This is a genomic window from Roseofilum reptotaenium CS-1145, from assembly GCF_028330985.1.
Classification (GTDB): Bacteria; Cyanobacteriota; Cyanobacteriia; order Cyanobacteriales; family Desertifilaceae; genus Roseofilum; species Roseofilum reptotaenium.
In genome coordinates this window covers 27,615-52,128 of sequence record NZ_JAQMUE010000080.1, presented here as the reverse complement: position 1 = coordinate 52,128, position 24,514 = coordinate 27,615, and the positions used below count along the sequence as shown (strand labels likewise).

The 24,514-nt window shown below is 43.3% G+C and carries 21 protein-coding genes; 11 read left to right on the top strand and 10 right to left on the bottom strand.

Features of this window, described 5'->3' with window-relative positions; translation table 11 throughout:
• The first annotated feature begins 76 nt into the window (after positions 1–76).
• Positions 77–835, top strand: coding sequence for a class I SAM-dependent methyltransferase (locus tag PN466_RS16250; RefSeq protein ID WP_271941010.1), 759 nt, complete (start codon positions 77–79; stop codon positions 833–835).
• Between the two features lie 73 nt (positions 836–908).
• Here PN466_RS16250 and PN466_RS16245 read toward each other — a convergent pair whose 3' ends face one another.
• A complete protein-coding gene (locus PN466_RS16245; protein ID WP_271941340.1) occupies positions 909–1,865 on the bottom strand; it encodes an MDR/zinc-dependent alcohol dehydrogenase-like family protein in 957 nt (318 codons plus the stop codon).
• Positions 1,866–2,115: 250 nt separating this feature from the next.
• Here PN466_RS16245 and PN466_RS16240 point away from each other — a divergent pair, with 250 nt between their 5' ends.
• The 8 genes from PN466_RS16240 to PN466_RS16205 all read left to right on the top strand — a co-directional run bounded on the left by PN466_RS16240 (position 2,116) and on the right by PN466_RS16205 (position 12,455).
• Complete coding sequence (locus PN466_RS16240; protein WP_271941008.1) at positions 2,116–2,763, top strand: type I restriction enzyme HsdR N-terminal domain-containing protein; 648 nt, start codon at positions 2,116–2,118, stop codon at positions 2,761–2,763.
• Positions 2,764–2,861: 98 nt separating this feature from the next.
• Positions 2,862–3,122 carry a type II toxin-antitoxin system Phd/YefM family antitoxin gene (locus tag PN466_RS16235; protein ID WP_271941006.1) on the top strand — a complete coding sequence of 87 codons (261 nt, stop codon included), beginning with the start codon at positions 2,862–2,864 and terminating at the stop codon, positions 3,120–3,122.
• Position 3,123: 1 nt separating this feature from the next.
• Positions 3,124–3,393, top strand: a complete 270-nt coding sequence (locus tag PN466_RS16230) for a Txe/YoeB family addiction module toxin (protein ID WP_390890023.1) — start codon at positions 3,124–3,126, stop codon at positions 3,391–3,393.
• 205 nt (positions 3,394–3,598) lie between these two features.
• The gene (locus PN466_RS16225; RefSeq protein ID WP_278003121.1) at positions 3,599–4,462 is read left to right on the top strand and encodes a DUF4007 family protein; all 864 of its coding nucleotides are present in this window, start codon (positions 3,599–3,601) and stop codon (positions 4,460–4,462) included.
• 60 nt (positions 4,463–4,522) lie between these two features.
• On the top strand, positions 4,523–8,044 hold the full coding sequence (locus PN466_RS16220; protein WP_271941001.1) for a hypothetical protein: 3,522 nt from the start codon (positions 4,523–4,525) through the stop codon (positions 8,042–8,044).
• Positions 8,041–8,904, top strand: a complete 864-nt coding sequence (locus PN466_RS16215) for a phosphoadenosine phosphosulfate reductase family protein (RefSeq protein WP_271940999.1) — start codon at positions 8,041–8,043, stop codon at positions 8,902–8,904. Before PN466_RS16220 ends, PN466_RS16215 begins: the two co-directional genes overlap by 4 nt.
• 22 nt (positions 8,905–8,926) lie before the next feature.
• Positions 8,927–11,248, top strand: a complete 2,322-nt coding sequence (locus PN466_RS16210) for a DUF262 domain-containing protein (RefSeq protein WP_271940998.1) — start codon at positions 8,927–8,929, stop codon at positions 11,246–11,248.
• Positions 11,249–11,294: 46 nt separating this feature from the next.
• The gene (locus PN466_RS16205; protein ID WP_271940996.1) at positions 11,295–12,455 is read left to right on the top strand and encodes a cysteine desulfurase family protein; all 1,161 of its coding nucleotides are present in this window, start codon (positions 11,295–11,297) and stop codon (positions 12,453–12,455) included.
• A gap of 12 nt (positions 12,456–12,467) precedes the next feature.
• On the opposite strand, the gene PN466_RS16200 is transcribed toward PN466_RS16205, so the two are convergent.
• Positions 12,468–13,163, bottom strand: a complete 696-nt coding sequence (locus tag PN466_RS16200) for a Rho termination factor N-terminal domain-containing protein (protein ID WP_271940995.1) — start codon at positions 13,161–13,163, stop codon at positions 12,468–12,470.
• Positions 13,163–14,530, bottom strand: a complete 1,368-nt coding sequence (locus PN466_RS16195) for an AAA family ATPase (protein ID WP_271940994.1) — start codon at positions 14,528–14,530, stop codon at positions 13,163–13,165. The genes PN466_RS16200 and PN466_RS16195 overlap by 1 nt, the downstream gene beginning before the upstream one ends.
• Before the next feature lie 70 nt (positions 14,531–14,600).
• Between PN466_RS16195 and PN466_RS16190 the strand changes: the two genes are divergently transcribed.
• Positions 14,601–15,632, top strand: coding sequence for a M23 family metallopeptidase (locus tag PN466_RS16190; RefSeq protein WP_271940992.1), 1,032 nt, complete (start codon positions 14,601–14,603; stop codon positions 15,630–15,632).
• A 129-nt stretch (positions 15,633–15,761) separates the two neighbouring features.
• Here PN466_RS16190 and PN466_RS16185 read toward each other — a convergent pair whose 3' ends face one another.
• Positions 15,762–18,251, bottom strand: a complete 2,490-nt coding sequence (locus PN466_RS16185) for a hybrid sensor histidine kinase/response regulator (RefSeq protein WP_271940989.1) — start codon at positions 18,249–18,251, stop codon at positions 15,762–15,764.
• 142 nt (positions 18,252–18,393) lie between these two features.
• On the opposite strand from PN466_RS16185, the gene PN466_RS16180 reads away from it, so the two are divergent.
• A complete protein-coding gene (locus PN466_RS16180) occupies positions 18,394–20,109 on the top strand; it encodes a peptide ligase PGM1-related protein (protein WP_271940986.1) in 1,716 nt (571 codons plus the stop codon).
• Positions 20,110–20,166: 57 nt separating this feature from the next.
• Here the strand turns inward: PN466_RS16180 and PN466_RS16175 are convergent, their stop codons facing one another.
• The 6 genes from PN466_RS16175 to PN466_RS16150 form a co-directional block, all read right to left on the bottom strand.
• Positions 20,167–21,087: a DUF4351 domain-containing protein gene (locus tag PN466_RS16175; protein WP_278003116.1), complete on the bottom strand. Its 921-nt coding sequence runs from the start codon at positions 21,085–21,087 to the stop codon at positions 20,167–20,169.
• A 30-nt stretch (positions 21,088–21,117) separates the two neighbouring features.
• Positions 21,118–21,300 carry a hypothetical protein gene (locus PN466_RS16170; protein ID WP_271940983.1) on the bottom strand — a complete coding sequence of 61 codons (183 nt, stop codon included), beginning with the start codon at positions 21,298–21,300 and terminating at the stop codon, positions 21,118–21,120.
• A gap of 59 nt (positions 21,301–21,359) precedes the next feature.
• Positions 21,360–22,658: a D-alanyl-D-alanine carboxypeptidase gene (locus PN466_RS16165; protein ID WP_271940981.1), complete on the bottom strand. Its 1,299-nt coding sequence runs from the start codon at positions 22,656–22,658 to the stop codon at positions 21,360–21,362.
• Positions 22,659–22,902: 244 nt separating this feature from the next.
• Positions 22,903–23,328, bottom strand: coding sequence for an aspartyl protease family protein (locus PN466_RS16160; protein ID WP_271940978.1), 426 nt, complete (start codon positions 23,326–23,328; stop codon positions 22,903–22,905).
• Entirely contained in the window at positions 23,321–23,539 is a 219-nt protein-coding gene (locus tag PN466_RS16155) for a hypothetical protein (protein WP_271940976.1), read from the bottom strand. Before PN466_RS16155 ends, PN466_RS16160 begins: the two co-directional genes overlap by 8 nt.
• Positions 23,540–23,687: 148 nt before the next feature.
• Entirely contained in the window at positions 23,688–24,191 is a 504-nt protein-coding gene (locus PN466_RS16150; protein WP_271940973.1) for a helix-turn-helix domain-containing protein, read from the bottom strand.
• Positions 24,192–24,514 lie beyond the last annotated feature (323 nt).

Genomic DNA, 24,514 nt, shown 5'->3' with positions numbered 1-24,514 from the left:
ATCATAGTAAAATCAGGAAAGTTTCTTGAGAACTAATTTTAAACTATCTTGAACCAACCTTACCCATTCCCAAACTATGCCAACTGTTGAATATAATCTAGAATTTTGGTCAAATTATAGCTGGTCCGAGCAAGGTGATGAATGGTCTCATGCTTGGGGCGGCACAGAGTTTTTATGGTGGGGAACCCTGTATCCCCGGATTCAAGCCTTTATTCCCACGGGCAGCATTTTAGAAATTGCCCCAGGTTATGGTCGGTTTACCACCTATTTTAAGGATTATTGTCAAGAGTTAACCCTTGTTGATTTAGCTGAACCCTGTATTGAAATTTGTCAAAAACGGTTCGCTAACTATTCCCACATTAACTATTATGTGAATGATGGGAAGTCTTTAGATATGATTCCCGATCGCTCCATTGATTTCGTCTTCAGCTTTGATTCCCTGGTTCATGCTGAATCTGATGTAATGCAAGCTTACTTAATGCAGCTAGGGCGAAAGCTTAAGCCCAATGGAGCTGGATTTTTTCATCATTCTAATATTGGCAATTTTAAGGACAGTTCCGGGAATCTTACTTTTCCCAATCCCCATATGCGAGCTGAAAGTATGACCGCTCAACTGTTTGCAGAGTATTGCGATCGGGCAGGTTTGCACTGTTTAAGTCAGGAATGGATTAATTGGGGAGAGAACGATGATATCCTCAAGGATTGCTTATCGACATTTAAGGTGAAAGATCCACAATGGAATCAAAATAATCGAGTGTTTAAAAATCCCCATTTTATGGAAGAGGCCAAACGACTGCAAGATATTTCTGTATTATATCGTCCTTCTCGGTTTTAATATCATAGGTGCGTTCGCGACAGCGTAATGCACCCTACTCTTTTACTATTGCCTATTGCCTATTTTCTATTGCCTAGTTTTCCATATTCAATAACACTTTCAAGACTCCTTTTTGTTGAGCCAATTCAAAGCCTTCTAGACCTTCACTAAGGGGATATTCTGCTTGGATTAAACGGTTAATATCGATTTGATGTTTCTCTAGTAGAGCCAGGGCTTTGTCAAAGGGACCGCAGCGCGATCCAATTAAGGTAATTTCGTTGACGACGAGGGTGGAAGCATCCAGGGTTAGGTTGCCGGCATACGTGCTTTTTAGGACAAGAGTTCCTCGTGGACGCAGGGCGCGGGCGGCGATCGCAAATCCCTCTGGATTTCCCGTACATTCTATACTTCGGTCAAATGTACCATCTTGTACATCATTTGCAAACCCTACCTTAATTCCTAAATCTTCTAAATTAGCTAACTTCTGCCGATGACGACCAATAACCAATAGATCGCATCCAGTCAGGGCCAAGCTTTGAGCCACCAATTGCCCCAACTTACCATCCCCAACCACTAAAACCCGGTCTTCAGCCGTAATCGATACCTGTTCTTGAATTTCCAAAGCTGCCGCTAACGGTTCTGTAAACGTGGCTGCATTGGTGTCCACCGTATCCGGAACCGGGTGTAAATTTTTAATCGGTAACGTTAAATAATCCGCAAATGCCCCATTCCGATTCACAATTCCTAAGACCGTCCGATTTTCGCAATGGGTGGGTTCTCCGCGTTGACAAAAACGACAGGTTCCACAACTGGCATTAATTTCCCCCACCACCCGTTGATTGAGTAAATTTTCCGGCCCTTCCGCCACAACACCCACAAATTCATGACCGAGAATCCCCGTATAGGGATAGTATCCACGCATCAGTTCTAAATCTGTATTACAAATTCCCGCCCGCAACACTTTGACTAATGCTTCTCCCTCTGGAGGAGTGGGGGTAGGTAAGTCGGTTCGCAGTTGCAGGTTTTGATTTTCGAGCCAGATTCCTTTCATCATTAATATAAGTGCTTCGCGCTGGTCATGGCTAATGGGTAAAATAATTGTAAAATAGATTGAAGTAATTAACAATCCAATTTGTTTCGGAGTCACAGAGAGTGAAGACCATCAAAACTTCTCTGTATGAACAGGATTTTGTCCTCTGGACTGAGAAACAATCTCGCTTGATTGCCAATCGGGATTACAAGAACCTATTACCCATTACCGCGCGTTTCATGTCTGCGATAGCGGAAAGCGCTTTATCACCATGTCTTTAACAGCGATCGCTCAAAAAATAACCACTATCGGAGAAGCAGAGCAGCACTTTAATTTAGTGCAGACAGTTGATCCTAACTTTTTTACCGAATGGCAAGTTGATTTACCGGAGTTAACGGAGACAGAAAAAACAGAATTAGATCGGATTAGAGCCAGATATCGCTATCATTGCTCTCAGGGACATCTGGCTGAAGGATTAGTTAATTTAGTCGTGTTATCTCCCTTATTGGAATTGGCAGGATTTTACGATCCACCGTTTCAAATGAAAGCAGAAGTTGCTATTGAAGTCAATACATACGTTTCTGCGAGTGAAGTTTCTGAGGAAGTTTTGCGCGGTAGAATTGATTTTTTGGTAATCTCCCAAGGAATTTGGATAGCAGTCTTGGAATCGAAAAGTAGCCAACTGAATCTAGATACGGCAATTCCCCAAACTCTTGCCTATATGATGGCGAATTCTCATCCAGAGAAACCGGCATTTGCAATGGCAACTAATGGTGGGGAATTCTTTTTTCTGAAGCTCAGTTCTCAAGGAATGCCACAATATGATATTTCTCGTAGTTTTTCCCTGTTGCCTTTACGGAATGAATTGTATGAGGTGCTGAGAGTTTTGAAAAACCTAGAACCAAATATCAAGCCATAGACTCTTATTTGGTTTAATGTAAGGGGGTGTGTTACAATAGCAAAAAGACAGCGTTTTCCTCCATTAGTTTATCATTGATCGTCAAGAAGGGAGATTAAATGGAAATCATTTCAAAAAATAAAGACGCTACTCCAATTCATGAATTAGTTGACCGAGCGATTGAAAGCAATCAACCCATTTTATTACAAGGTTCAGCCGGTAATGCGATTCTGGTTAGTGAAGCAGATTGGAATGCAATTCAAGAAACTCTTTATTTACAATCTATTCCTGGCATGTCTGAATCCATTAAAGAGGGTGGACAAACTCCCATAGAAGATTGTATGGATGAATCAACCATTAGGGATATTTTAAATGGATGAAATAGATGAATGGGAGATTGTATTTACTAAGCAAGCAGAAAAAGATGCTAGAAAAATTGCTTCTTCTGGGCTAGGAAAGCAAGTAACAAAAATTTTGGATGTGATTAAAGAAGATCCTTCTACTACCTATCCTCCCTATGAAAAACTAAGCGGAGATTTACAGGGTTACTATTCTAGAAGAATTAATATCCAGCATCATTTAGTTTATCGAATTTTACCAGAAGAAAAAATTATTAAAGCGATCCGGATGTGGACACACTATGAATTGTAAACTGCACAACTCGTGGGTCATATGGCGCGATCGCCCCCACTCGGTTCTTTAAGTAACTTTTTCTACCAACACAACGCTTCAGCATTGATTAGAAAGTCATAGTAAAATAGAAAGGTTGCCTGAGAACTGATAGTAAAGTATCTTGAACCAACTAACTATAGAAAACTTACCACAGACAGCCTCTACTAATCCGCCGAATCCCGGCATGATTTTTGCTCGTCATGAAACCTTTCATCCTCGCTTTGGTTGGCTCAAAAAAGGGTTTGATTGTGCAAAAGAAGATGAAAATATTTTTCTTGCTGATGATGCCCCAGTTCGGTTGGGAGTGGGGAAAAATATGGTAAAATCTATTCGCCATTGGTGCAGCGCGTTTAAGATTTTAGAAAATGATAGTCCCACAGAGTTTGCTCAACGGCTTTTGGGAGAAGAGGGTTGGGATACTTATTTAGAAGATCCGGCTTCCTTGTGGCTATTGCATTGGCATTACTTAAAAGCGCCTTGTTTAGGAACAGCTTGGGATGTGATTTTTAATCAATTTCGCGAGGTAGAATTTACCCAAGAAACTTTGTTTAATTATCTGGTTAAGTATCGCGATCGCCGTAGCTCTAAAATTGCGGACTCTTCCCTGCGTAAGGATGTGAGCTGTTTGTTGAGAATGTACGTTGAACAGCCGTCTAAATCTTGGACAAGTGAAGATTCTCTCGATTGTCCGTTTACGGAATTAGGATTAATTCATCGGGTGGGTGAGTCGAAATATTATACGTTTCGGATTGGCTATAAACCGAGTTTACCAGAGGCAATTATTGTTTATGCTTGTCTCGATTATGCGGCTCGAAAAGAGTACTCTGCTCGGACTATTGCTCTGGCGAACTTGCTCTATGATTTTGGCAGTCCGGGGTTGATTTTTAAGCTGACTGAGAGCGCGATTTGTAGGGCGATTGAAATGGTGGGCCGTCAGTTTAAGATGCTTCAGATTACGGATGTGGCGGGGAAATTGCAACTGGCGTTTGATGATGAGCCTCAAACTCTAGGCGATCGCATCCTGCAAGCCTATTATGATGCTCAGTAAAATTCAATGAACAGTTAATAATGAACAATGTTGTTCATTGTTCACAGTAAGGGAGGAAACATGAGTCAGAACGTTTTAGCGAATTATTTTCAGTTACATCGCCGCTATTATCGCTCGGTGAATTTGGAGCGGGATATCGATCGCTCGCAGGCGATCGCAGGCTATATTCTCACAGAGCGCTCTGCATCGACGTTGGAGCGGATGGTTTCAGCCTTCACAGAAACCACGGCTCATAAATCCTGGACGTTAACCGGGGTGTATGGTTCGGGAAAATCGGCATTTGCCCACTATATCGCTGGGTTATGTCATCCCCAAGATAGTCCCATGCGATCGCAAGCCGTTGCCATTGCACGGGAGGCTTTTGGGGAGAATTCGCCCGTGATGGAGGCGATAAACACACAATTACCCGATCGCGGTTTGCTCATTGCCGTTGCCACAGGACGCAGCGAACCCCTCAGTTGGACGATTGCCCGTGCTTTAGCTTCGGGAGCGGAACGATTTTGGCCAGGGAATGGGAAAAAGCCGAAGATTTTAAGGCAGTTGAATGATTGGCAATGTGCAGCCGATGAAGGCAAGTGTCAAGTAAAAGATCGCCAAATTCTGCAAGCGCTGCAAGAGGTAGCTAATGAAGCCAATACGCATGTGCTGTTAATTCTCGATGAACTGGGTAAAAGCCTAGAGTTTGCCAGCACTAACAAGGGGGTGAGCGATCTATATTTACTGCAACAAATTGCCGAACTTCAGTCCAACCCAGAGCAACAGGTCTATTTCTTAGGATTACTGCATCAATCCTTTGCGGGTTATGGAGATCGCCTGAGTACCAGCGAACAGAATGAATGGATTAAAATTCAAGGTCGCTTTGAAGACATGCCATTTACGGATTCTCCCAGTCAAATGACGCGGTTGATAGGTCAAGCGATCGATCGCCATAATGCCGATCCGATTCTGCGCCGTGTCCAGCAGTGGGGAGATGAGTGGTATTCAGCTTTACATCACGTGTTATCTGAACAAGAAATTCAAGCGAAATTAATTGAAAAAATCGGCCCTCTGCATCCGTTAACTGCTCTCGTGTTGCCCTTACTCTGTACGCGCTATGCTCAGAATGACCGCTCTTTATTTACGTTTTTAACTAGCGATGAACCCTATGGATTTCAGAAGTTTTTAGAAACCACAGGGATTGAAATTGAAACGGATTGTTTGCCCACGCTGAAATTGCATCAACTCTATGATTATTTCGTGGAGAATGTCACTGGATTAACTTCGCGGTTTAATTTACAGCGTTGGGTTGAAATTCAAGGCTTGATCCAGGATGCTCGCGACCATGCCCCCGAAACATTAGCGATTTTAAAAACTATTGGTGTTCTCAATTTAATCACGACTACTGGAAAATTACGAGCAAGTCCCGATTTAGTAGCTTTGGCTTTATGTGACTCTCCTAGGGAGGATCAAGAGGAGTGGAAAATGGCGATCGCCAACTTACAGAAGCAAGGATTAATTACCTACCGCAGACAGGCAGAAGAATTGAGGATTTGGGAAGGCTCCGATTTTAATGTGGAAGCGGCAATTGATGCTGAAATTGAAAAAGACCGGTCATCTTTGCAGCAACTCCTGAGTCAGGTTTATCCCTTAAAACCGCTAGTGGTTCAACGTCACTATACACAGACAGGAACCCTGCGCTATTTTGAACGGCTATATGGAGATAATTCCACCAATTTACAGGAATTGAGTTGCACCTTAGAGAGTCATGATGGCTTAATTCTCTATTGGCTAGAGCCTGATTTTCCTTCGTCTATTCCCGATCAAATTGCCCATAATAAACCCTTAGTAATGGTGAAGGTGAATCAATTAGAAGAATTGGCGATACGGGTGCGAGAATTTAGGGCGCTGGAGATGGTGAAACAGGCTCCGGAATTGCAGAATGATGGGGTGGCGCGTCGAGAGGTGAAACACCGCCGCATTGAGGCAAAATGGTTGTTAGATGAAACGTTTGCTAAGTCCCTGTCTTGGTCGGGAAATCAAGAATGTTGGGTAGGGGGAGAAGAGGTTAGGATTGGACGAGACCGACAGTTTCAGTCTAGGCTATCTGATTTGTGCGATCGCGTCTATGATCAAGGACTCAAGCTTGATAATGAGTTAATTAATCGTCGGCAATTGACCGGTCAAGGGGTAAAAGCGCGGAGAGTTTTAATTACAGCCATGATTGAAAAATCGCCAGAAGAGCGGTTAGGATTAACCGGTTATGGGCCGGAAGTGGCGATTTATTATTCAGTATTGGAAACCACAGGCATTCATCGACAAGAAGAAGGAATCTGGGATTTTTATCCCCCCAATGAAGAGTCCGGAGTTTATACCCTTTGGAATGCCATTGAACAGTTTTGTTATGAAGCGCAGGAGTCTCAAAAATCCCTGCATTTACTAGGGGAAAAACTCCAAGATCCTCCCTTTGGAGTCAAGGAAGGGGTGATTCCGATTGTATTTGCGGCTGTTTTGTTGTATCACAGTGATGATGTGGGCATTTATCGCGATGGTAGCTTTATCCCGGTGTTGGGTGCAGAGCATTTTGAACTGTTGCTGAAAAATCCTGGACGCTTTTCGGTGAAGTATTTTCAGATTGTTGGGTTGCGATCGCAGGTATTTAAAGAGTTACAATCGATTTTCAGTTCTCCTCAAGTCAAGACCAGTAAAACTCTCCGTAATGCTTCCCTGTTGGCTGTGGCCAAACCCTTATTGAGTTTTGTGGCTCAGTTACCAAAGTATACCCGGTCTACTCAGAGTTTAAATGCAGAAGCACGGAAAGTTCTACAGACCTTGCAAGTAGCCCAAGAACCGGACAATCTACTGTTTCAGTCTTTACCCACAGCCTGCGGTTTATCCCCGATTACATTTACCGATGAACCGGATCGAGATTTAGCTGTTGCTAAGACCTATCGACAGAAGCTCGTCAGAGCGCTGCATGAAATTCAAACCGCCTATGATCGCCTATTGAGTGACTGTCGGCAACGGCTCCATGAGGCTTTTGGTGTCCGAGATGAGCAAAAATTGCGAGATGATTTAGCCACTCGTGCCACTATTTTAATTGGGAGCTGTATTGAGCCGTTGTTGAAGCGATTTATTCTAGCGGCTGTGGATGAGCATAAGTCGGAGCCGCAGTGGTTGGAGAGCTTGGTAATGATTGTAGCCGATAAACCGGCGCGATCGTGGACAGATGGAGATGTCACCCAATTTGAGATGACCTTAAGCGATTTAGTACGCCGATTCAAGAATCTAGAGAGCCTGCAAAAAGATGCCGAAGCTGCCCAGAGTTCAGGGTTTACAGCCAAGCGCATCACGGTCACTGAATCTGATGGTCGAGAAGTTCATCAAGCAGTCTGGCTTAATCAAGCTGAAGAGAAACTTTTAGAGACTTTAGTCCAAAAGACGCTAGCGTTAGAGGGATTAAAGGATAATCCAAAACGGCAACAAGCTTTTATTGCTAAACTAAGCGAATGGGTTTTCGGTGAAAATGTTACAGATGGTGAAGACCAACTCGACACCCAACGAAAAAAGCGTAAAAATCAAGACAGTCAAGATCAGGTTCTATGAGTCACAAGAAGGTTCGCCATATTCTCGGTCTCTCAGGGGGAAAGGATAGTACAGCTCTGGCAGTATTGATGCAGCAACAGCATCCAGAGTTAGAGATCGAATATTTTTTCTGCGATACTCACAAAGAGCTACCGGAAACCTACAACTACCTAGATCGAATTGAAGCTCGCTTAGGGATTAAGATTCACTATTTGAGCGCCAAACGGGGGTTCGATCATTGGCTGGAAATTCATGATAGGTTGCTACCGTCCCCACAGAGGCGCTGGTGTACGGTGATGATGAAAATCAAGCCTCTTGAGAAATTCATTGGAGACGATGAAACCATTAGTTACATTGGCATTCGTGCTGATGAAAATCGAGAAGGCTATATCTCTACAAAACCAAACATTAAACCGGTATTTCCATTTAAGGAACAAGGGTTAGTGAAAGCGGATATTCTTCGCATTTTGGAGGACAGTGGTATTGGACTCCCTGACTATTATCGCTGGCGCAATCGTTCCGGTTGCTTTTTCTGCTTTTTCCAACGCAAGTATGAGTGGGTGATGTTGGCTCAAGAACATCCCAAGCGATTTGCTGAAGCTGTTAAATATGAGGAAAATCATAAGGATGGCAGAACCTATACCTGGACTGAAGGAGAGACCTTATCGGAGTTATGGGAGAGAAAGGAGGAAATTATTAGAGAGCATGAGGAAGCTATGGCTAAGGCTAGGGCAAAAGAAAAAGAACATGCACCTAATCAACCGTTAAGTCAGGTTTTAGACTCTGTGTTTGAGGATGAAAGTTTTTGCTTTGCTCAGGCCCTTGAATCTGTTCTTGATGAACAAGATGATGACTTACCTTGTTTAGCTTGTCATTCGTAAAATATCTGGTAGGAATTACATTATGTTTGATATCTCTACAGCATTTGATAGTTCAAGTAAAAGTGTATCTGATTTCTTTCAAACTCCAGATGTCGGATTTTATATTCCCTTATATCAACGTGAGTATAGCTGGTCTAGAGAAAATATAGATCAACTCATGGAAGATATCTGTAATGGAGTCGATTTATTAGTCGATCCAGATAAGACTGATTATAATGCCATCCGCTTTTTAGGTACTATTATTCTCTTGGCAGAGAAAGATAAAAAAAATAATATTTATCCTTTAGATGATCGAGGATTACCCGAAACAATATATAACGTCATTGATGGACAACAAAGAATATCAACTCTTGCACTACTTGCCTGTCAAGTATATGAAAGATTATGTTTTCATGAGTCTAAGTTACCCAAAAATCCTACTGATGATGGTATAAGAAACGCTTGCGATAGCTTGAAGGAAGCCGTAAACCGCTATAAATCAATGCTACAAAAACTATTTTCTGTTGATTTAAAACGTGGAAATCCACAGCAAAAACCAATAATTATCCGAGGACAAGTCGATACTTGGACATTTGAAGGTACTGATGACTCGTATCAGTCTGACACTTCGTATTACTTGGCTTTATTTATACGGACAATATCAGAAAAAAATCCGAAATTCCCCCCTATTCCTAAAAGCTCTTTAGTGGGTGCAAATTTAAGGAAAATGTCCAATTGCTTAAAAAAAGTGGTAGAAGATAGTCATAAATCAGAGGATGAGGATCAAGATTTTCCATCAGCATCAGAGATTTTAGAAAGAGTCCCTCAAGAAGATTTATGGAGTTATGATCGACCAGAGCTAGTTGAGGTTATCAAAAATGGTGGAGATAAAATGCCTTTTCCTGAGTCTAGAATTTGGTCTATAATACAACTCCTTGCCTTTAGTTATTACTTACTCAAGCGTTGTTGTTTTACAATTATACTCCCAAATTCAGAAGATTGGGCATTTGATATGTTTCAATCTCTTAATGCAACAGGTACTCCGTTGACTGCACTTGAAACATTTAAACCATTAGTGGTTAACTCTGTTAATACTAATGGTGGATTTAAAGAGTCAGTGTCCGCCCATCATTTTTCTAAAATAGATGAGTTATTTAGTGATTCTAAGAGTTCTTCTGATAAAAACAAGCTCACTAATGACTATTTGAATTTGTTCGGATTAACCTATGATGGAGGAAAAGAGCCTTCTCGTCAGTTTAGTTCTCAAAGAGGATGGCTAACTAAAAAATATAATGAATGTCAATCCCAAAATGACAAGCAAGAATTTATCCATAGGATGGCAGATATTGCTACATACTGGAATGATCTTGTTAAATATAAAGATCCTGCTGAGGCTCCTATCTTCCAGGAAACACAATGCCAAGAACAAAAGAAAGAAGCTATTTTTTGTTTTGTATATCTTCAAGAGGCCAATCATAAAATGGCTAACACGGTTCTTAGTCGTTTTTACTCCCTTTACTTAAAGAATAAGGATGATAATCATGTTGTAGGTTTAAATTTTATGAATGTCTGTAAGGTAGTGGCAGCTTTCTTTACCCTTTGGCGTTCCGCTTTACCCAATGCGGGTTTAGATGAAATCTATAGAACATTACTCCGTACAAAAATATCATGGCAGAAAGGAGATTCTCAATTATCCTTAGACTCACTCAAAAGCTATTTTCAGGGTATTCTAGAAGATAAAAAAATAGGAACAAAAGCAGATTGGAAACAAAAAGCTATGTCTCATCTTAGATACGACAATGTTAAAATTGTTTCTAAATTTGCTCTAATGGTTACGTCACACAATACAATCCCTGATCCAGATGAAATAGGTTTAATGAAAAGTTTAGAAGCTGGATCGAGTCCAGATTACCTAGATACCAGAAAATGGAAATCTCCAGACTTAAAAACGATTGAACATATTGCACCTCAAAAGTCTGATCGTTTGCATGATGATGATAGTTGGGATGAAGCATTATACAATCAAGATGATTATCAGCAAATTGGGAACTTAACTTTACTACCGACTAATATCAATAGTTCTGCTGCAAACAAAAAATGGATCCAAAAGTGGATTTACTATTGTCACTTAGCTGAAACTAACCAACAGGAAATTGCGAAATTACAGCAAAAAGCTCAACAATATGGAATTGATTTAAAAGATCCTACGATTACCAGTTTAACTAAGGCATCTTTGGCTCACCATATCAAGCCAATTGTACAAGTTGGCCCGACAGGTACATGGGATAAAGCATTAGTTGAGAGAAGAACTGAACGTATATGTGATATTCTTTGGGAACGAATGAATCAATGGTTAACAGAATAGCTATGATAATGGCGGGAAATATTCCTAAAATTATCATTCTTTAGTAATGGATTCATACCCAATTTACCTTGATTATCATGCGACGACACCGGTCGATCTCCGCATCGCCGATCGCATCCTCGAAACCATGACTGCCACTTTCGGGAACGCCAGCAGTATCGATCATCACTATGGTGACCAAGCAGCAAAGGCCGTGAAAAAAGCGCGTAAACAAATCGCTCAACTCGTCCATGCTGCTCCCAAAGACATCATTTTTACCTCTGGAGCCACCGAAAGCATCAATCTAGTCATTCAAGGGCAAGTTCCCAAATATACGGATTGGCATCCACCTCGTCTCATTGTTTCTCCCGTTGAACACAAAGCCGTTTTAGACACTTGCAAAGCCTTGGAAGACAATGGACGGGTGGAAATTGAGTGGCTCAAAGTCGATCGCCAAGCACGAATTGACTTAGAACATCTCGAACACCTCTGCTCCCAAGGAGCCGATCTCCTGTGCCTCATGGCAGCCAATAACGAAGTCGGCAACATTTACCCCCTACAAACCATCGGTCAAATAGCCCAAAACCATTCTGTCCCCTGGTTCTGTGATGGCTCTCAAGCCGTCGGTAAAATTCCCATCAACTTCTCCGACTGGGGAATCACCTATCTCGCCATTTCTGGTCATAAACTTTACGCTCCCAAAGGCATCGGCGCATTAGTTATCCGTCCCCGTTATTCCCTCCATTCCCTGCTTTATGGTGGAGGGCAAGAGCGAGAAATCCGTCCCGGAACTCTCAACACTCCTGGTATTGTCGGTTTAGGAGAAGCCTGTGCCTTACGTTACCAGGAAATGGAAGAGGATGAAAGCAGAATTGCCCAAAACCGCGATCGCCTCCAATCTCTGCTCGCCGAAAATATCCCCAACCTCATCGTCAACGGCGATCTCAACCACCGTTTAGCCGGAAACTTGCACATTTCCATTCCCCATATTCCCAACAGCGCCATCATTGCCAGAGTCCGTCATCAACTCGCCATCTCCACCGGAGCAGCCTGTTCTTCCGGAACCCCAGCCCCCTCCCATGTTCTCCGAGCCATGCAACTGCCAGAGCCTGAAATTGACGGAGCGCTACGAATCAGCCTCGGTAAATTTACCACAGAAACCGAGATCGATCGCGCTGCCTCGATCTTAGTAGAGGCGATCGCTAAACTCAATCAACTCCTGAATTAAAAGCATCGCCACTTACGTCTTTAACAGCTCAATCAACTCTGCTTTCTTCAATTTAGAATAACCTGATAATTCCCGTTCTTTGGCAATTTTTTTCAATTCGGCAACCGTTAAACTCTTCAGATCGGTTACCTGAATATCCTCTTGCGCTTCCTCCAGGGTGCTAGTCGGTTGAGCAGAGAGATAAAAGATTTCCTTAAATACATTCAGCTTTGCACCTTTAGTAATGCCACACTTGAGCTTAGTTACCTCCATTAAACTCGACTTCCAATGGTGGCGCGGTGCTTCAACAATACGGTTCGTTGCCACAGCAATTTTTACCCCTTTTAAGGGATTGACTGGGCGATGGATTAAGTAATCTAATCCGCACTGAATCTCGTCAACGGTTGCAGTGGCTAAGTCGATTTTCGGTAAGCGCTCTTGAGAGAGTAGCTCGGAGGCGGTTTGAGTCGCTTCTGAATCATCGGCAATAATACACCAGACTTTCTCTAAACCGGCTTCTTCAGCGACAGCATAGGCGAACATATTACTGATGACTTGGTAGCGATCTTGACCGATTTGTTTGACGAGGATCGGCAGCCAGTTGCGATCGCCTGCCTGACTGACTGCCTTCGCAGTCTCTTTAATCAGAAACTCATGCATCCTTACCGGTTCTCCCGGTTCAATTTCCTCTAAATAGAGGTACATTAGAGCGCCAATTTCCTGTTGCATTAGATAAAATACTCCCTAACTAACTTTTTGTAACTCTCCAAAACAGTTTTATGCAGATAAACCCCTGGTTTTCTAGCAAAAGCACCGTTCGCAATATAAGCATAGTTATTCACGGTAAAAACATCCCTATTTTGCGTCGATCGCTTATATTTAGGAAAGAAATAAGGAAAGAGATTTAATCCCAATTGCTGGTGATATCTATCAATAATTTCTTCAATCGCTTTCTGTGCTTGAATTTTCTGAGGCTCTGGAATTTTTGCACTGCCTTGATTATAAAAAATAGGTAAAGCAATTGGATCGGCACAATCAGGAAAAAATATTTCCCGTTTTTGCCTGCCAACTTCTGGAAACAACTCCGATATTGCCATTGCCGCATTTTCTAAAGAGGCGAGATTATTATACTGAGTCGGCATCAACACAACATCTGTGGTAATGATGGCTTCTTGACTAAAAATTTTCCAATTCGTTGGTGCATCAATAATAATATAATCGTATTCATTTTTCAATGAATGTAACAACTGACTTAATCTACCTCTCGTTACCTTGGCCGTCAATTCTTGCTCTTTTAGATGCAGAAATTTTTGATCGGCGGGAATGACATCAAACCCATATTCTTTTCCCTGACGATATTTCACTCTATAGGTCGAGATAGCATTGATGATGTGATGGTTTCTGTAGTCCTCTAAGCAATCATATAAAGATTCTGATGCCGGTTTAATCGCTAAGTTTTTGCTCAGATCTCTCTGATTAGGATCGAAGTCAACCACTAAAACTTTTTTATGATAGACCCCATTTAGAGTAGCAGCTAGATTAATGGTCGTTGTAGTTTTTCCTACTCCACCTTTATTGTTATACAGAGCAACAAATAATGCTCTTATTGGCCCTTCTATATATTGTTTAATATTAGCAATTTTTTGATCGATATTCTCTGCATCCAGTTGAATCAGTTTTGTCACCGGAAAGACAACCTTGCCATGCTTGCGAAACAATTGAATATAATCTCCATTCGTAATCATACCCCAGCGCACTGATTGACAATGAGTGGCTTCAGAAGCTAGATAATACTTGAGCTGATCGACGGTCTTTTTATAGGGCGTTTTATGCATGAAATTAATATGCCGTCCTTTACTTTCAATGATTAAAAAGGGGTCTTGGCGAGTTTGAGCAAATTTATCAGTGTCCGTGTTTTGACGAGCTGCAAAATCAACCTTATGCTTACCTCTACCAATATAATATTCACAACAATATTCATGTTGAGTAAATCCTAGGGAGTCTAAGAAAACGGGTATAAAATTTTGGTTAACACTAGATTCTGAAGCCTGTTCGGGAAGAGATAACCAAGCTCTCTGGAGTGCAGATTGGGTCATGAGATCGGGACGGAGAGTATAATTATAGGAATAACTTGTATCTTACCGCACTTAGACCCGGATTTTGGTTATGAAGCTCTTAAGACTCAACCGTGTATCCACAATACTGCTGATGGTTGTAGGCGTAATCCTATTTACCAGTTGTAGCCTATTGAATGGCAATAGTCAGGCCCAAACTCAAACTTGGCCGAAATTTGCCCAACCGATTCAGTGTTCTTTAGGAGAGGACTGTTATATTCTGCGCTATGTAGACCGCGATCCAGGGCCAGGTTATGTGGATGTGGGATGTGGCCGGATGACGGATGATGGTCATTCTGGAACGGATTTTGGGATTCCGGATGAGTGGGCAATGCAGCAAGGTGTACCCGTGCTGGCGGCTGCTCCGGGGCGAGTGTTACGGGTACGGGATGGGATCGAAGATAGGCGGATTACATCTCCGGCAGATTTAGAGGCCATTGAAGGTATTAATTGTGGTAATGGTATGGTCATCGATCATGGCCAGGGTTGGGAAACCCAATATTGTCATTTACGCCAGGGGAGTGTGGCAGTGCAACCGGGAACGGAGGTACAAACAGGCACGGTGTTGGGGATGGTGGGGTCTTCTGGAGAGTCTTCGTTTCCCCATGTGCATTTGACAGTGCGGTATCAGGGGAATGTAGTCGATCCGTTTGTGGGGCCGGAAGCGGAGCCGGGATGTAATGTTTCGGGGACTTCCCTGTGGAGTACGGAGATTGAGTATCAACCGATGGGGTTGATTCGGGCAGGATTTGCCAGTGAACTGCCGGATTTGGATCGGGTTTGGTCGGGTGAGTTTCGCGACGATCGCCTCTCAGTGCAGGGAGGAGCGTTGGTGTTCTGGGTGCATGGGTTTGGCGTATTACAAGGAGATGAGGAACATTTGCGGGTGATCGATCCCCAAGGTGAGGTGGTGAGCGAGAACACGAGCGTGCGCGATCGCCCCAATCGCATCATCCTAGTTTACGCTGGTAAAAGAAACAGCCGCGATCGCCCCCTAATTCCAGGAACTTGGCGCGGAGAATATCAGCTTAAACGCGGCGATAAGACCCTGATGAATGTAACTCAAACCATTAAACTCGAATAAACTCCTCTCCCCAGAAAAATGGCAACGTGGGGGGATGGGGGGACTCTGAGACACGGAGATTACTGCCCACTCCCTCTTGCCTTTTGCCTATTCCCCATTACCCTTCTGGCGTGTAAAGCGCTGTATCATCTACACCAAACGCCGTACGGTTTCTAATAACAACTCCTGACTAAACCCTCCCTTCGTTAAATAGGCACTTGCCCCAGCTTCTGCGCCCCGATGTTTATCTTCATCGGAAGCCAAAGACGTGACTAAAATAATTGGTAAATCGGCATATTCCTTATGCTCCCGAATTTTAGCTGCTAATGATAATCCGTCTAAATTGGGCATTTGCACATCAGAAATCACACCATCAAAATGACGACCTCTGAGCTTATTATAAGCATCCAAGCCATCCACCGCTGTTACCACTTCATAACCAGCACTTTCCAAAATTCGTTTTTCTTGGGTGCGGGTGGCGATCGAATCTTCCGCTAACAATAAAACGGCTGATTTTCGATGCTCTTCTTTTTCTTTTACCACCTGTGACGACTCGATTTTACGTTGGATATTTCTCTTCTGGACTGACTTGATTAAATCTTGAGGATTTAAAACCATACAGACTTCCCCTGTGCCTAAGATGGTCGCCCCGGAGATATTACGTACCCGTTGCAGCAATTGACTTTGAGGTTTAAGAATAATGTCCTGTTGATCGAGCAACTCATCCACAATTACGCCCAATGATTCTGGCCCTACTTGCAGAATCAGACAAGGCAAAAGTTCTCTTGTTTTAGGGTTGTATGACTCAGACTCAGATTCAGAAGAAGAGGATAATTCTAAAATTTCTTCAAGTCGAGCAATAGAAATCGGCTGATCTCCCATCGCATAAGTATCTCGACCCTCGATCGCAAAGATTTGATCCTCTGGAATTAACAAAGTTGTCTTCACAAATTCCACTGGAATGGCATAGGTTGAATCCTGAACTGAAACCAGTAACACGGAAGCCGTGGCTAAACTGGTACTCAGTTGAATGGTAAATTTACACCCTTTACCGGGAGTCGATGCAACATGAATATTTCCCTTCAAATGTTCAACATTGGTCCGCACCACATCTAAGCCGACACCGCGTCCAGAAACTTCGGTTACGAACTCTCGAGTAGAAAACCCAGGGGCAAAAATGAGAGCTTGAATTTGTTGATCGCTCATGGCTTCAAGTTCTTCAGGTCGCCGCAATCCCTTTTTTTTAGCTGTGCGTTTAATGTGGTCAAGGTTTAAGCCTTGACCGTTATCCTCAAGTTCAATAATAATACTATTGCCAATTTGAGACCCTTTAAGATGAATCGTTGCTTGAGCTGGCTTGCCTTGAGCAATACGTTCATCGGGAGTTTCAATGCCATGATCGATACTATTACGGATCATGTGCATTAAAGGGTCTTTCATTTCTTCTAAAATTCGTTTATCGGCTTTTGTTTCTGCGCCTTCAAGAATTAAGTTAACTTGTTTTCCTTGTTGTTTGGCTAAATCGCGAACTAAGCGCCCAAATAGGTTAAAAATAGTGGATAATGGTAACAGGCGTAGGGTGCGAATCCCAGAATCGAGTTGATTGGCGATCGCCTCTAAGCGAGCTACATCTTCGGAGGCTCGCGATCGCAACTGATTTAACAGTTTCCCCATCTCTTCTAAATACTCTTCATGGCGTTGTTTGAGCGCTTGCAAGTTGTCTAGACTCTGCTCAAAACCCAGATTGCCATAAGTTTGTCGGTTCCACTCTTCCCACAAGTTCACCATATCGTTCATGGTATTGATATGATGAGCCATGCGGATTTTACTGACCGTTAACTCTCCCGTTTGCGTCATCAAATCATCTAAATTTTGAGTCGCAACCCGCACACTCTCAATTCGATATTTAGATCTGACTATCGGTGCTTCCTGCTTTGAGGCTGTCTGTTGAGGAACGGGTGGGGGAGATGGGGACGCGGGGACAGGGGGACGAGGGGAAACGGAGATCGGTTTTACAGGCTCTTGTGGCTCCTGTACTACGGGTTCTGGTTCGGGAAGGGAGACCTCCGGTGCAGATGGCACTTCTGGTGGTGCTGGTGGCTCCTCTGGCTGGGGTTTCGACTCCGGTTCGAGAAGGGCAGATGCTGCTTCTTCTAGCTCTATTGGCTCCTCTCGTTCGGTTTTGGGTTCCGAGGCTGCTTCTTCTGGCTCTAGGGTTTGCTCTGGCTGGGGTTCAGCTTGAAAAGTGGGGCTTTCGGGGATATTCGCTCCCATGAGTACCGCCAAAGCTTTATAGCATTGAATGCCTGAAGGCTCTCCAGTGACTGCTTCCTGGACAATTTTGCCCATGGCATCTAAACCATAGTAGAGGCGATCGCCCATTCCTCCCTGAAGTGCTGTACTATCCTCTTTAAGTTTACCCACCACTTGCTCGATTTGATGGGCGAGAGATTCCACATCCTTCACCCCCAACATGCGCGAGTCTCCTTTGAGGGTATGAGCTTCTCGCAGCACTTCTTGAAGTTTTTCCCCATCCTCTGGGTGTTGCTCTAAGTGCAAAATACCTGCCTCTAGATTTTGCAGGTGTTCCTCGCTAGAGACCTTATAAAGTTGCCGCAGTTCTTCATCTTCGATGATCATAATTCACCTGGGATCGACAGAAAGGACTTAAGTGTAAAAGGGTGGGTCGTTGCTCAAAAGTTGCTCAAAGATTATTCATCAAATAGCAGACATCCGATCTGATAAGGTTCTATTGTTTAGACCTTATCGTGGGGTTAACCTCATGCACCACTCTAACCACGTCATCGAATGTAAAGATCGACCAGATGTCATTGAGGAATTTCAATATCTTCAAACTCAATGGCGAAATTCACTCTCCCATCAAAGTTGTGAGTTACCTCACAGGGTCGATCAAAATGCGATCGCGCCAGCGAAACGGAGTTTTATCCCCCCGACTTGGCAGACTTCGCACCTAACCGAACCTGATGATTATGATATCTTGGTTATTCCGTCTCTGACCTTAGATCAACAAGAACTTCAGAAAGTCGAAGGGGTAATGCACTACGAAGAGCGGATGCTCTTTTCTCTGATTCGATTAAAAAATCCTCGCACTCGCCTCATTTATGTCACCTCTGAACCCCTACCAGAGATTATCATTGATTATTATCTCCATCTTTTACCTGGTATTCCCTTTTCCCATGCTAGAGATCGCTTATTACTTTTCTCCGCTTACGATCGCTCCTGTAAATCTCTAACGGAAAAAATTTTAGACCGTCCCCGTCTAATCGAACGAATTCGGCGATCGCTCCGTTCCCCTCGATCCTATATGGTGTGTTTTAATTCCACCTCCTGGGAACGGGAATTATCCGTCAGATTGCAACTTCCCCTGTTTGCTTGCGATCCCAATTTACTCTATTGGGGCACAAAATCGGGCAGTCGAGAAATTTTTGCCCAATGTAACATTCCCCATCCCGATGGCTGTTATTCTGTTTGGAACTGCCAAGACTTAGCCGAAGCATCCGCCGAGTTATGGGAGCGACAACCCCATCTAAAGTGCATGGTTATTAAGCTCAATGAAGGATTTTCTGGTGAAGGCAATGCCTTACTGCATTTAACTCCCATTGCTGATTATCAACCGGGAAAGGCCTCCCATGGCGATCGCGTCCGCGCCATTAAAAACCAGTTTCCGTATCTCAGATTTCAAGGCCCTGGAGAAACCTGGTCCAGCTTTAGCTCCCGTATTCCCGAATTAGGCGCTATTGTCGAAGCCTTTATTGAAGGAGACAAAAAGCGATCGCCCAGTGTCCAAGCCCAAATCACCCCCCTAGGAACCGTAGAAATCCTCTCCACCCATGACCAAATTTTAGGCGGCCCCGATGGTCAAATTTATCTAGGGTGTCAATTTCCCGCCGACGAGGCCTATCGCCTTAAAATCCAGGAATTTGGCCGCTTAATTGGCCAAAACTTAGCCGAAAAAGGAGCCTTAGAGCGCTTTGCCGTTGATTTTATTGCCGTTCCCTCTTCGGATCAATCTTCCTCGGATTGGGATGTATTCGCCATTGAAATCAATCTGCGCTGCGGGGGCACAACCCATCCTTTTATGACCTTAAAATATTTGACCGGAGGCTTTTATAATTCTGAGGATGGCTTATTTTATAGCCAAAAAGGGCGGCCGAAATACTATCTAGCGACCGACAATTTGAAAAACAAACGTTATCAAGGATTATTGCCCCACGATTTAATCGATATTATCGCCCATCATAATCTTCATTTTGACACGGGAACTGAAACCGGAACCATATTTCATTTAATGGGAACCTTGTCTGAATTTGGAAAACTGGGATTAACCAATATCGGCGATTCTTTAGCCCAATGTGAACTCTGTTATCAAAAAGTGATTTCGGTTTTAGATCAAGAGACCCAACTCTATACTGGAACCGCTAAAACTCCAATTTCACCACAGTCCAACGTTGTCGGCAATCCTCTCACTCATCCTTAAAGCGCTTTCGGCTTCGCCGACATCAAACGTGCTAGGTAATCGGTGCTGGGAAACCGATTATTCATACATTTGGTTGAACCAGGCGATTAAATCGTCAACACAATTAAAGTCGAGTAAGGCTTCTCCCAACGCTTCTACTCGATCAATTTCTAAGGCTTTAATTTCCGTTTCCAATTCAGAATCAATCTCGCCTAATTTACGCTTAATCAGACGGATAATTAATTCCTTCTCTCGCATCAATCCCTGATCGATCCCTTTTTCCATCCAACTGGTGATAATTTCCATACCTGCCTCCTGTTCCGGTTGAGTAAATGTGCTAATTTCCTGTTCAAATTTTATCTCTTCTGAGGCATTCAGCTTGAGATAAGTGTCCACAAATCCTGAGATTAGCTGCATCCGGGCTGGATCTAGCTTCAAAGTGGTTAATAATCGTAAACATTGGGCCTTGACTTTGGGTCTATCTTGGGGGTCAATTCTCATTTTAGCCATCAAAGCAGACGCTATGGGATTTGGCTGATTGAGAAAATCTCGCCAATTCAGGCGATTGAGTTGCACAACCTGATACTTAAATTCTAAAACCTTCAAGTCAGGAAAGGTGATTTGATATTTATTTTTGGCTTCCTTGAGAGGGATATTGTAGGAGAAGATGACAATGGGATAAACGGGTAGGGCAAATTTTTCATGTAAGCGAGAAAAATAGACAAACATGCGTCGCTCAAAGTCTTTTTGTGAAGTCGATTGTGCTTCTACATGAATTAAAAAATAAGACGGTTTCCCACGAAATTTGACTTGTGCAATTAAATCGCTTTCGTGTTTCTCTCCTTCGGTGACATCAGTAAATACTTCCTTATCCAGTAAAATAATGGATTGAGTGTCTATATAATCGATGACTTGAGGGAAGAACAATTCAAGGAATTCAACAAAAAACGTTGAGAGCAATTCTTTAAATAAACGATCGTGGTCAATCATTTTAGACATAAGTTCAAGGCAAGACAATCTGTCAATTTTTCATAACTGCGGTTTAATCTGATCCTGGGGAATCTCTGGTGCAGTTACACTCTCTTTGAATTGATAGCCTTGTTGTTGCAGGTCTTGGACAAAATCGGTCGTGTCTAAAGGGACAGACTCCGGCTGAAGTTTTGGGGTCTGGGGTTGATGGCGTTGATGTTTGAGTTTAGCTTTGCGTCCCATAGAATTATAGTGCTACGCGCTGGTAATGGGTAATCGGTAATAGCAGATTGACTGCTATTTTACCAAAGGATTTGATGACGGGAGAAATCCCCAAGAGTCCGTAGAGATGAAGCAAGCTGGGTTTTAGGGTGTAGGGTTTCTGGAGGAGCGTTAACACCTCCCCAATTTTGAGCTAATTGGCGCAATAATTCATCCTGTTGCACGCGAAAGCCTTCAATATCCCAGCCTTGATTCATAATACTAAACCAAACTAAACCCCGATCGCGGGTAAAAATGACTCCGACTAAAGCACTGACGGTTGATAATGTGCCGGTTTTAACGATACTATACTGAGGAGGCTGGCGATCGCTAATGGTTCCCCCGTCATAACCGACCACCGGAAAAACATTGGCAATACTGAGGTGATACAACTGTAAATAACGCTGTATTGCCATCAGTAATAAGACGGAAGCACGGGGAGACATGCGGTTATCAACTCCCAATCCCGATCCATTGATCAGGTAAATTTCATCCGAGGGAATACCGGCAAAACCAGCCGCCATCTCTTCAATTCGATCGTCTCCTCCTAGGGATTCGGCTAGAGTTTCGGCCAAGAAATTGTGACTATGAACATTCAGTCGTTTGAGGATGTCGAGGAGGGCGAGGGACTGATGACGCAACACCGGAGTTAAGTTAGCTGGGGGTAGCTCCTGGGAGCGAATGGAACCGGCGATCGCCACTTGGGGGCGCGGCAACTTATGAGGTAAACTGCGATACTGATTTTCCACATAGCTACTCCAGAGATTAGCATTCATACTGCGATAGAAAAGTGCCCCCACCGTTGCTGGATCGGTTTCATAATTCATCCACAGGGGGCCAGTAATGATTAAATCTCCTGTTACTTCGGTAATTCCTAATTCATGAAGCTGTTGACCGATCGCGATCGCCTCTTGCCACACCAAGAGCGGATCTGAACCACCGATGATCACTAAATCTCCTTCAACCACACCATTGTTGAGTTGACCGGCGATCGCCACTTGAGTCGTAAACTGATGATAGGGGCCCCATTCCTTGAGAGCAGCTAACGTGGTTGCCACCTTGGTTAAAGAAGCGCCAGAGAAAAGAGTGGTCCCTTGATGCTCAAATAAAACCTGTTCTCCCGATTGTAGCCATAGGCCCTGATAGCTTTGACCGAGGCTTTTTTCACTCCAACTGTTCAGATAGGGGTCGATCTGGTCTGTTAGATTAACCCTTTGATCCGAATGCAGAACCCAGCGAGACGTATTTTGTTGCCAGGTAACTGGGATCTGCAAAACATCTTCTAATCCGGCTTGGTCTAACCACAAGGCTAGGGGAATTGCACTTAACCACTCCAACACGCTCGATCTCCCGTTCAGAAAAACACTCCTGAGTAGGGGCGAAAAATATGCAAGCCCCTACAGCCCTTTCCCTATTCCCCAGCGCATTCATGTCCGCGATAGCGGAATGCACTGTATTATAAATCTTGGCTAAACGTAACTTAAGATAACATTGCCATGCCCACAACCGCAGATTTTTTACAGGCTTCAGAATGGTTTGCGATCGCCACTGGAGTCAGTATTGCCTTTTTTACTGTCCTTAATCTCAACTTTCCTTGAATTTAGGACAAATCTCAAACGCTAACTGAGACCCATAAAAACACACATCAAACTCGGTCAAAAAATTGGTTCGTCCTAAAAGAATCGGAATATTATTGGCTCTCGTCCAAGCAAAAGCTAACCGCACTGGCTCAAAATCTCCTACGGTTGCCCAAACCAATAAACCTCTTGCTTCAGCACGGGCTAAATTACCCGCTAAATTCATAGACATTTGCTGCTCTTCCCAAATTACCCCCAACTGTATGCCAATAGGATAAGGTAAAACATTGACACTCGCTCCTGTATCCAATAACCCCATCACCTCAACAGAGCGATCGCCATAATTCAGCCTTAAAGGCAGATAAGGAACATTGGCCAAAGCACCCAACTCATCGCGTTTCCTCTGAAAACGATATCGCCGACCATTAAACATTTTGCACTTGTTCTGCTTCCATTTCCAGTAATTGCATCAGTTCTGCTGCACCGGTATTACCCGTATGCACCGCAGTCATAATTGCCTCAGTGTCATTTGCCCAACTTAAGCCCTCTTCCTTGGCGAGTTCCATCACTAAAAACTGTATTATTTTGAACTTCTCTAAGCGAGATAGCTGTTGTAATTGTTCTAATAATTCAGAACGTAACATAAAAAGCCCTCATTTTTAATGGATTTGACTTATGATAACTTTTGGCTAAACATAACTTAAGATAACATTCCTAACCTAGTCTGTTGTTTGTTCCCCCTATCCCCCCATCCCCCCATCACAGCGCAAAGCGCTGTAACTCCCAGTTGGCTTAGTTTAAATCGTTTTCCGGGGGGCGATCGCACATTTCTAACACTTCCTCTTCATTCTCTGAAGGTAACGGAGCTGCTAGTCTAATATTAATGTCAATCAGGAGTTGATTTTGTTCTATTTTTATATTGGCTTTCTTCACCACCAAATCCAAAGATAAGCAATCATTGATTTGATAGAGAGGCGCTAAACATTGAGTTTTATATCCCGCTTCATGTAGCCATTCACAAATATTGCGCCAATTATCTACCTTGCCATTTTCTCTACCGACCAAACTTTTAACATAGCGATACAAAGTGTTACATAAATCCGCTTCCACACCTTTAGGAATTTTACCCAACTTATTAGCAATTTCCGCCGGACTGTGACCGCAAAGCAAACCCCGCAAGTGCAGCTTTTCAGTGGGGGTGAGCCGTTTGCCCTTAGCTGAGGCTAAGTCTGCATAGAGAGTTTCCAAGTCCCATTCCTGCGAGGCTTGGGCAAAGCGATCGTCCGTAGAAGCCATAATCAAAGTTCCCGTTGAAAATTTTTCTTAGTCATATTCTAGCGTAGTTCCTAGTTTTGACTAAATGACAGATCGGGAATATTTTGTCTAGACTAGATTTTGGGCGGGCAAAATCCTCCGGATAAAGGATGGTGTCAGACGAAATAATCAGTAATAGTAATAATCTATACTGATTATTGGCAATCTTGCCCGATCGCCAAGCCCGGATTGATAGCTAAGTAAAACTATATATTTTTGGGTTTTATTACTATGGTTAGCTAGATAAATGGGGCGATCGGTCTATAGCGTTTTTCAAGCCTTTGACTGTGTACTGTCATTCCCGC

What these genes read in the sequence shown, in the direction of transcription:
- PN466_RS16180 (WP_271940986.1), top strand. Translation starts at nt 18,394, where the DNA reads ATGCACCACTCTAACCACGTCATCGAATGTAAAGATCGACCAGATGTC.
- PN466_RS16210 (WP_271940998.1), top strand. Translation starts at nt 8,927, where the DNA reads ATGTTTGATATCTCTACAGCATTTGATAGTTCAAGTAAAAGTGTATCT.
- PN466_RS16195 (WP_271940994.1), bottom strand. Translation starts at nt 14,530, where the DNA reads ATGACCCAATCTGCACTCCAGAGAGCTTGGTTATCTCTTCCCGAACAG.
- PN466_RS16240 (WP_271941008.1), top strand. Translation starts at nt 2,116, where the DNA reads ATGTCTTTAACAGCGATCGCTCAAAAAATAACCACTATCGGAGAAGCA.
- PN466_RS16160 (WP_271940978.1), bottom strand. Translation starts at nt 23,328, where the DNA reads ATGTTTAATGGTCGGCGATATCGTTTTCAGAGGAAACGCGATGAGTTG.
- PN466_RS16200 (WP_271940995.1), bottom strand. Translation starts at nt 13,163, where the DNA reads ATGCAACAGGAAATTGGCGCTCTAATGTACCTCTATTTAGAGGAAATT.
- PN466_RS16215 (WP_271940999.1), top strand. Translation starts at nt 8,041, where the DNA reads ATGAGTCACAAGAAGGTTCGCCATATTCTCGGTCTCTCAGGGGGAAAG.
- PN466_RS16220 (WP_271941001.1), top strand. Translation starts at nt 4,523, where the DNA reads ATGAGTCAGAACGTTTTAGCGAATTATTTTCAGTTACATCGCCGCTAT.
- PN466_RS16205 (WP_271940996.1), top strand. Translation starts at nt 11,295, where the DNA reads ATGGATTCATACCCAATTTACCTTGATTATCATGCGACGACACCGGTC.
- PN466_RS16150 (WP_271940973.1), bottom strand. Translation starts at nt 24,191, where the DNA reads ATGGCTTCTACGGACGATCGCTTTGCCCAAGCCTCGCAGGAATGGGAC.
- PN466_RS16190 (WP_271940992.1), top strand. Translation starts at nt 14,601, where the DNA reads ATGAAGCTCTTAAGACTCAACCGTGTATCCACAATACTGCTGATGGTT.
- PN466_RS16170 (WP_271940983.1), bottom strand. Translation starts at nt 21,300, where the DNA reads ATGGGACGCAAAGCTAAACTCAAACATCAACGCCATCAACCCCAGACC.
- PN466_RS16250 (WP_271941010.1), top strand. Translation starts at nt 77, where the DNA reads ATGCCAACTGTTGAATATAATCTAGAATTTTGGTCAAATTATAGCTGG.
- PN466_RS16225 (WP_278003121.1), top strand. Translation starts at nt 3,599, where the DNA reads ATGATTTTTGCTCGTCATGAAACCTTTCATCCTCGCTTTGGTTGGCTC.
- PN466_RS16155 (WP_271940976.1), bottom strand. Translation starts at nt 23,539, where the DNA reads ATGTTACGTTCTGAATTATTAGAACAATTACAACAGCTATCTCGCTTA.
- PN466_RS16235 (WP_271941006.1), top strand. Translation starts at nt 2,862, where the DNA reads ATGGAAATCATTTCAAAAAATAAAGACGCTACTCCAATTCATGAATTA.
- PN466_RS16245 (WP_271941340.1), bottom strand. Translation starts at nt 1,865, where the DNA reads ATGAAAGGAATCTGGCTCGAAAATCAAAACCTGCAACTGCGAACCGAC.
- PN466_RS16175 (WP_278003116.1), bottom strand. Translation starts at nt 21,087, where the DNA reads ATGTCTAAAATGATTGACCACGATCGTTTATTTAAAGAATTGCTCTCA.
- PN466_RS16185 (WP_271940989.1), bottom strand. Translation starts at nt 18,251, where the DNA reads ATGATCATCGAAGATGAAGAACTGCGGCAACTTTATAAGGTCTCTAGC.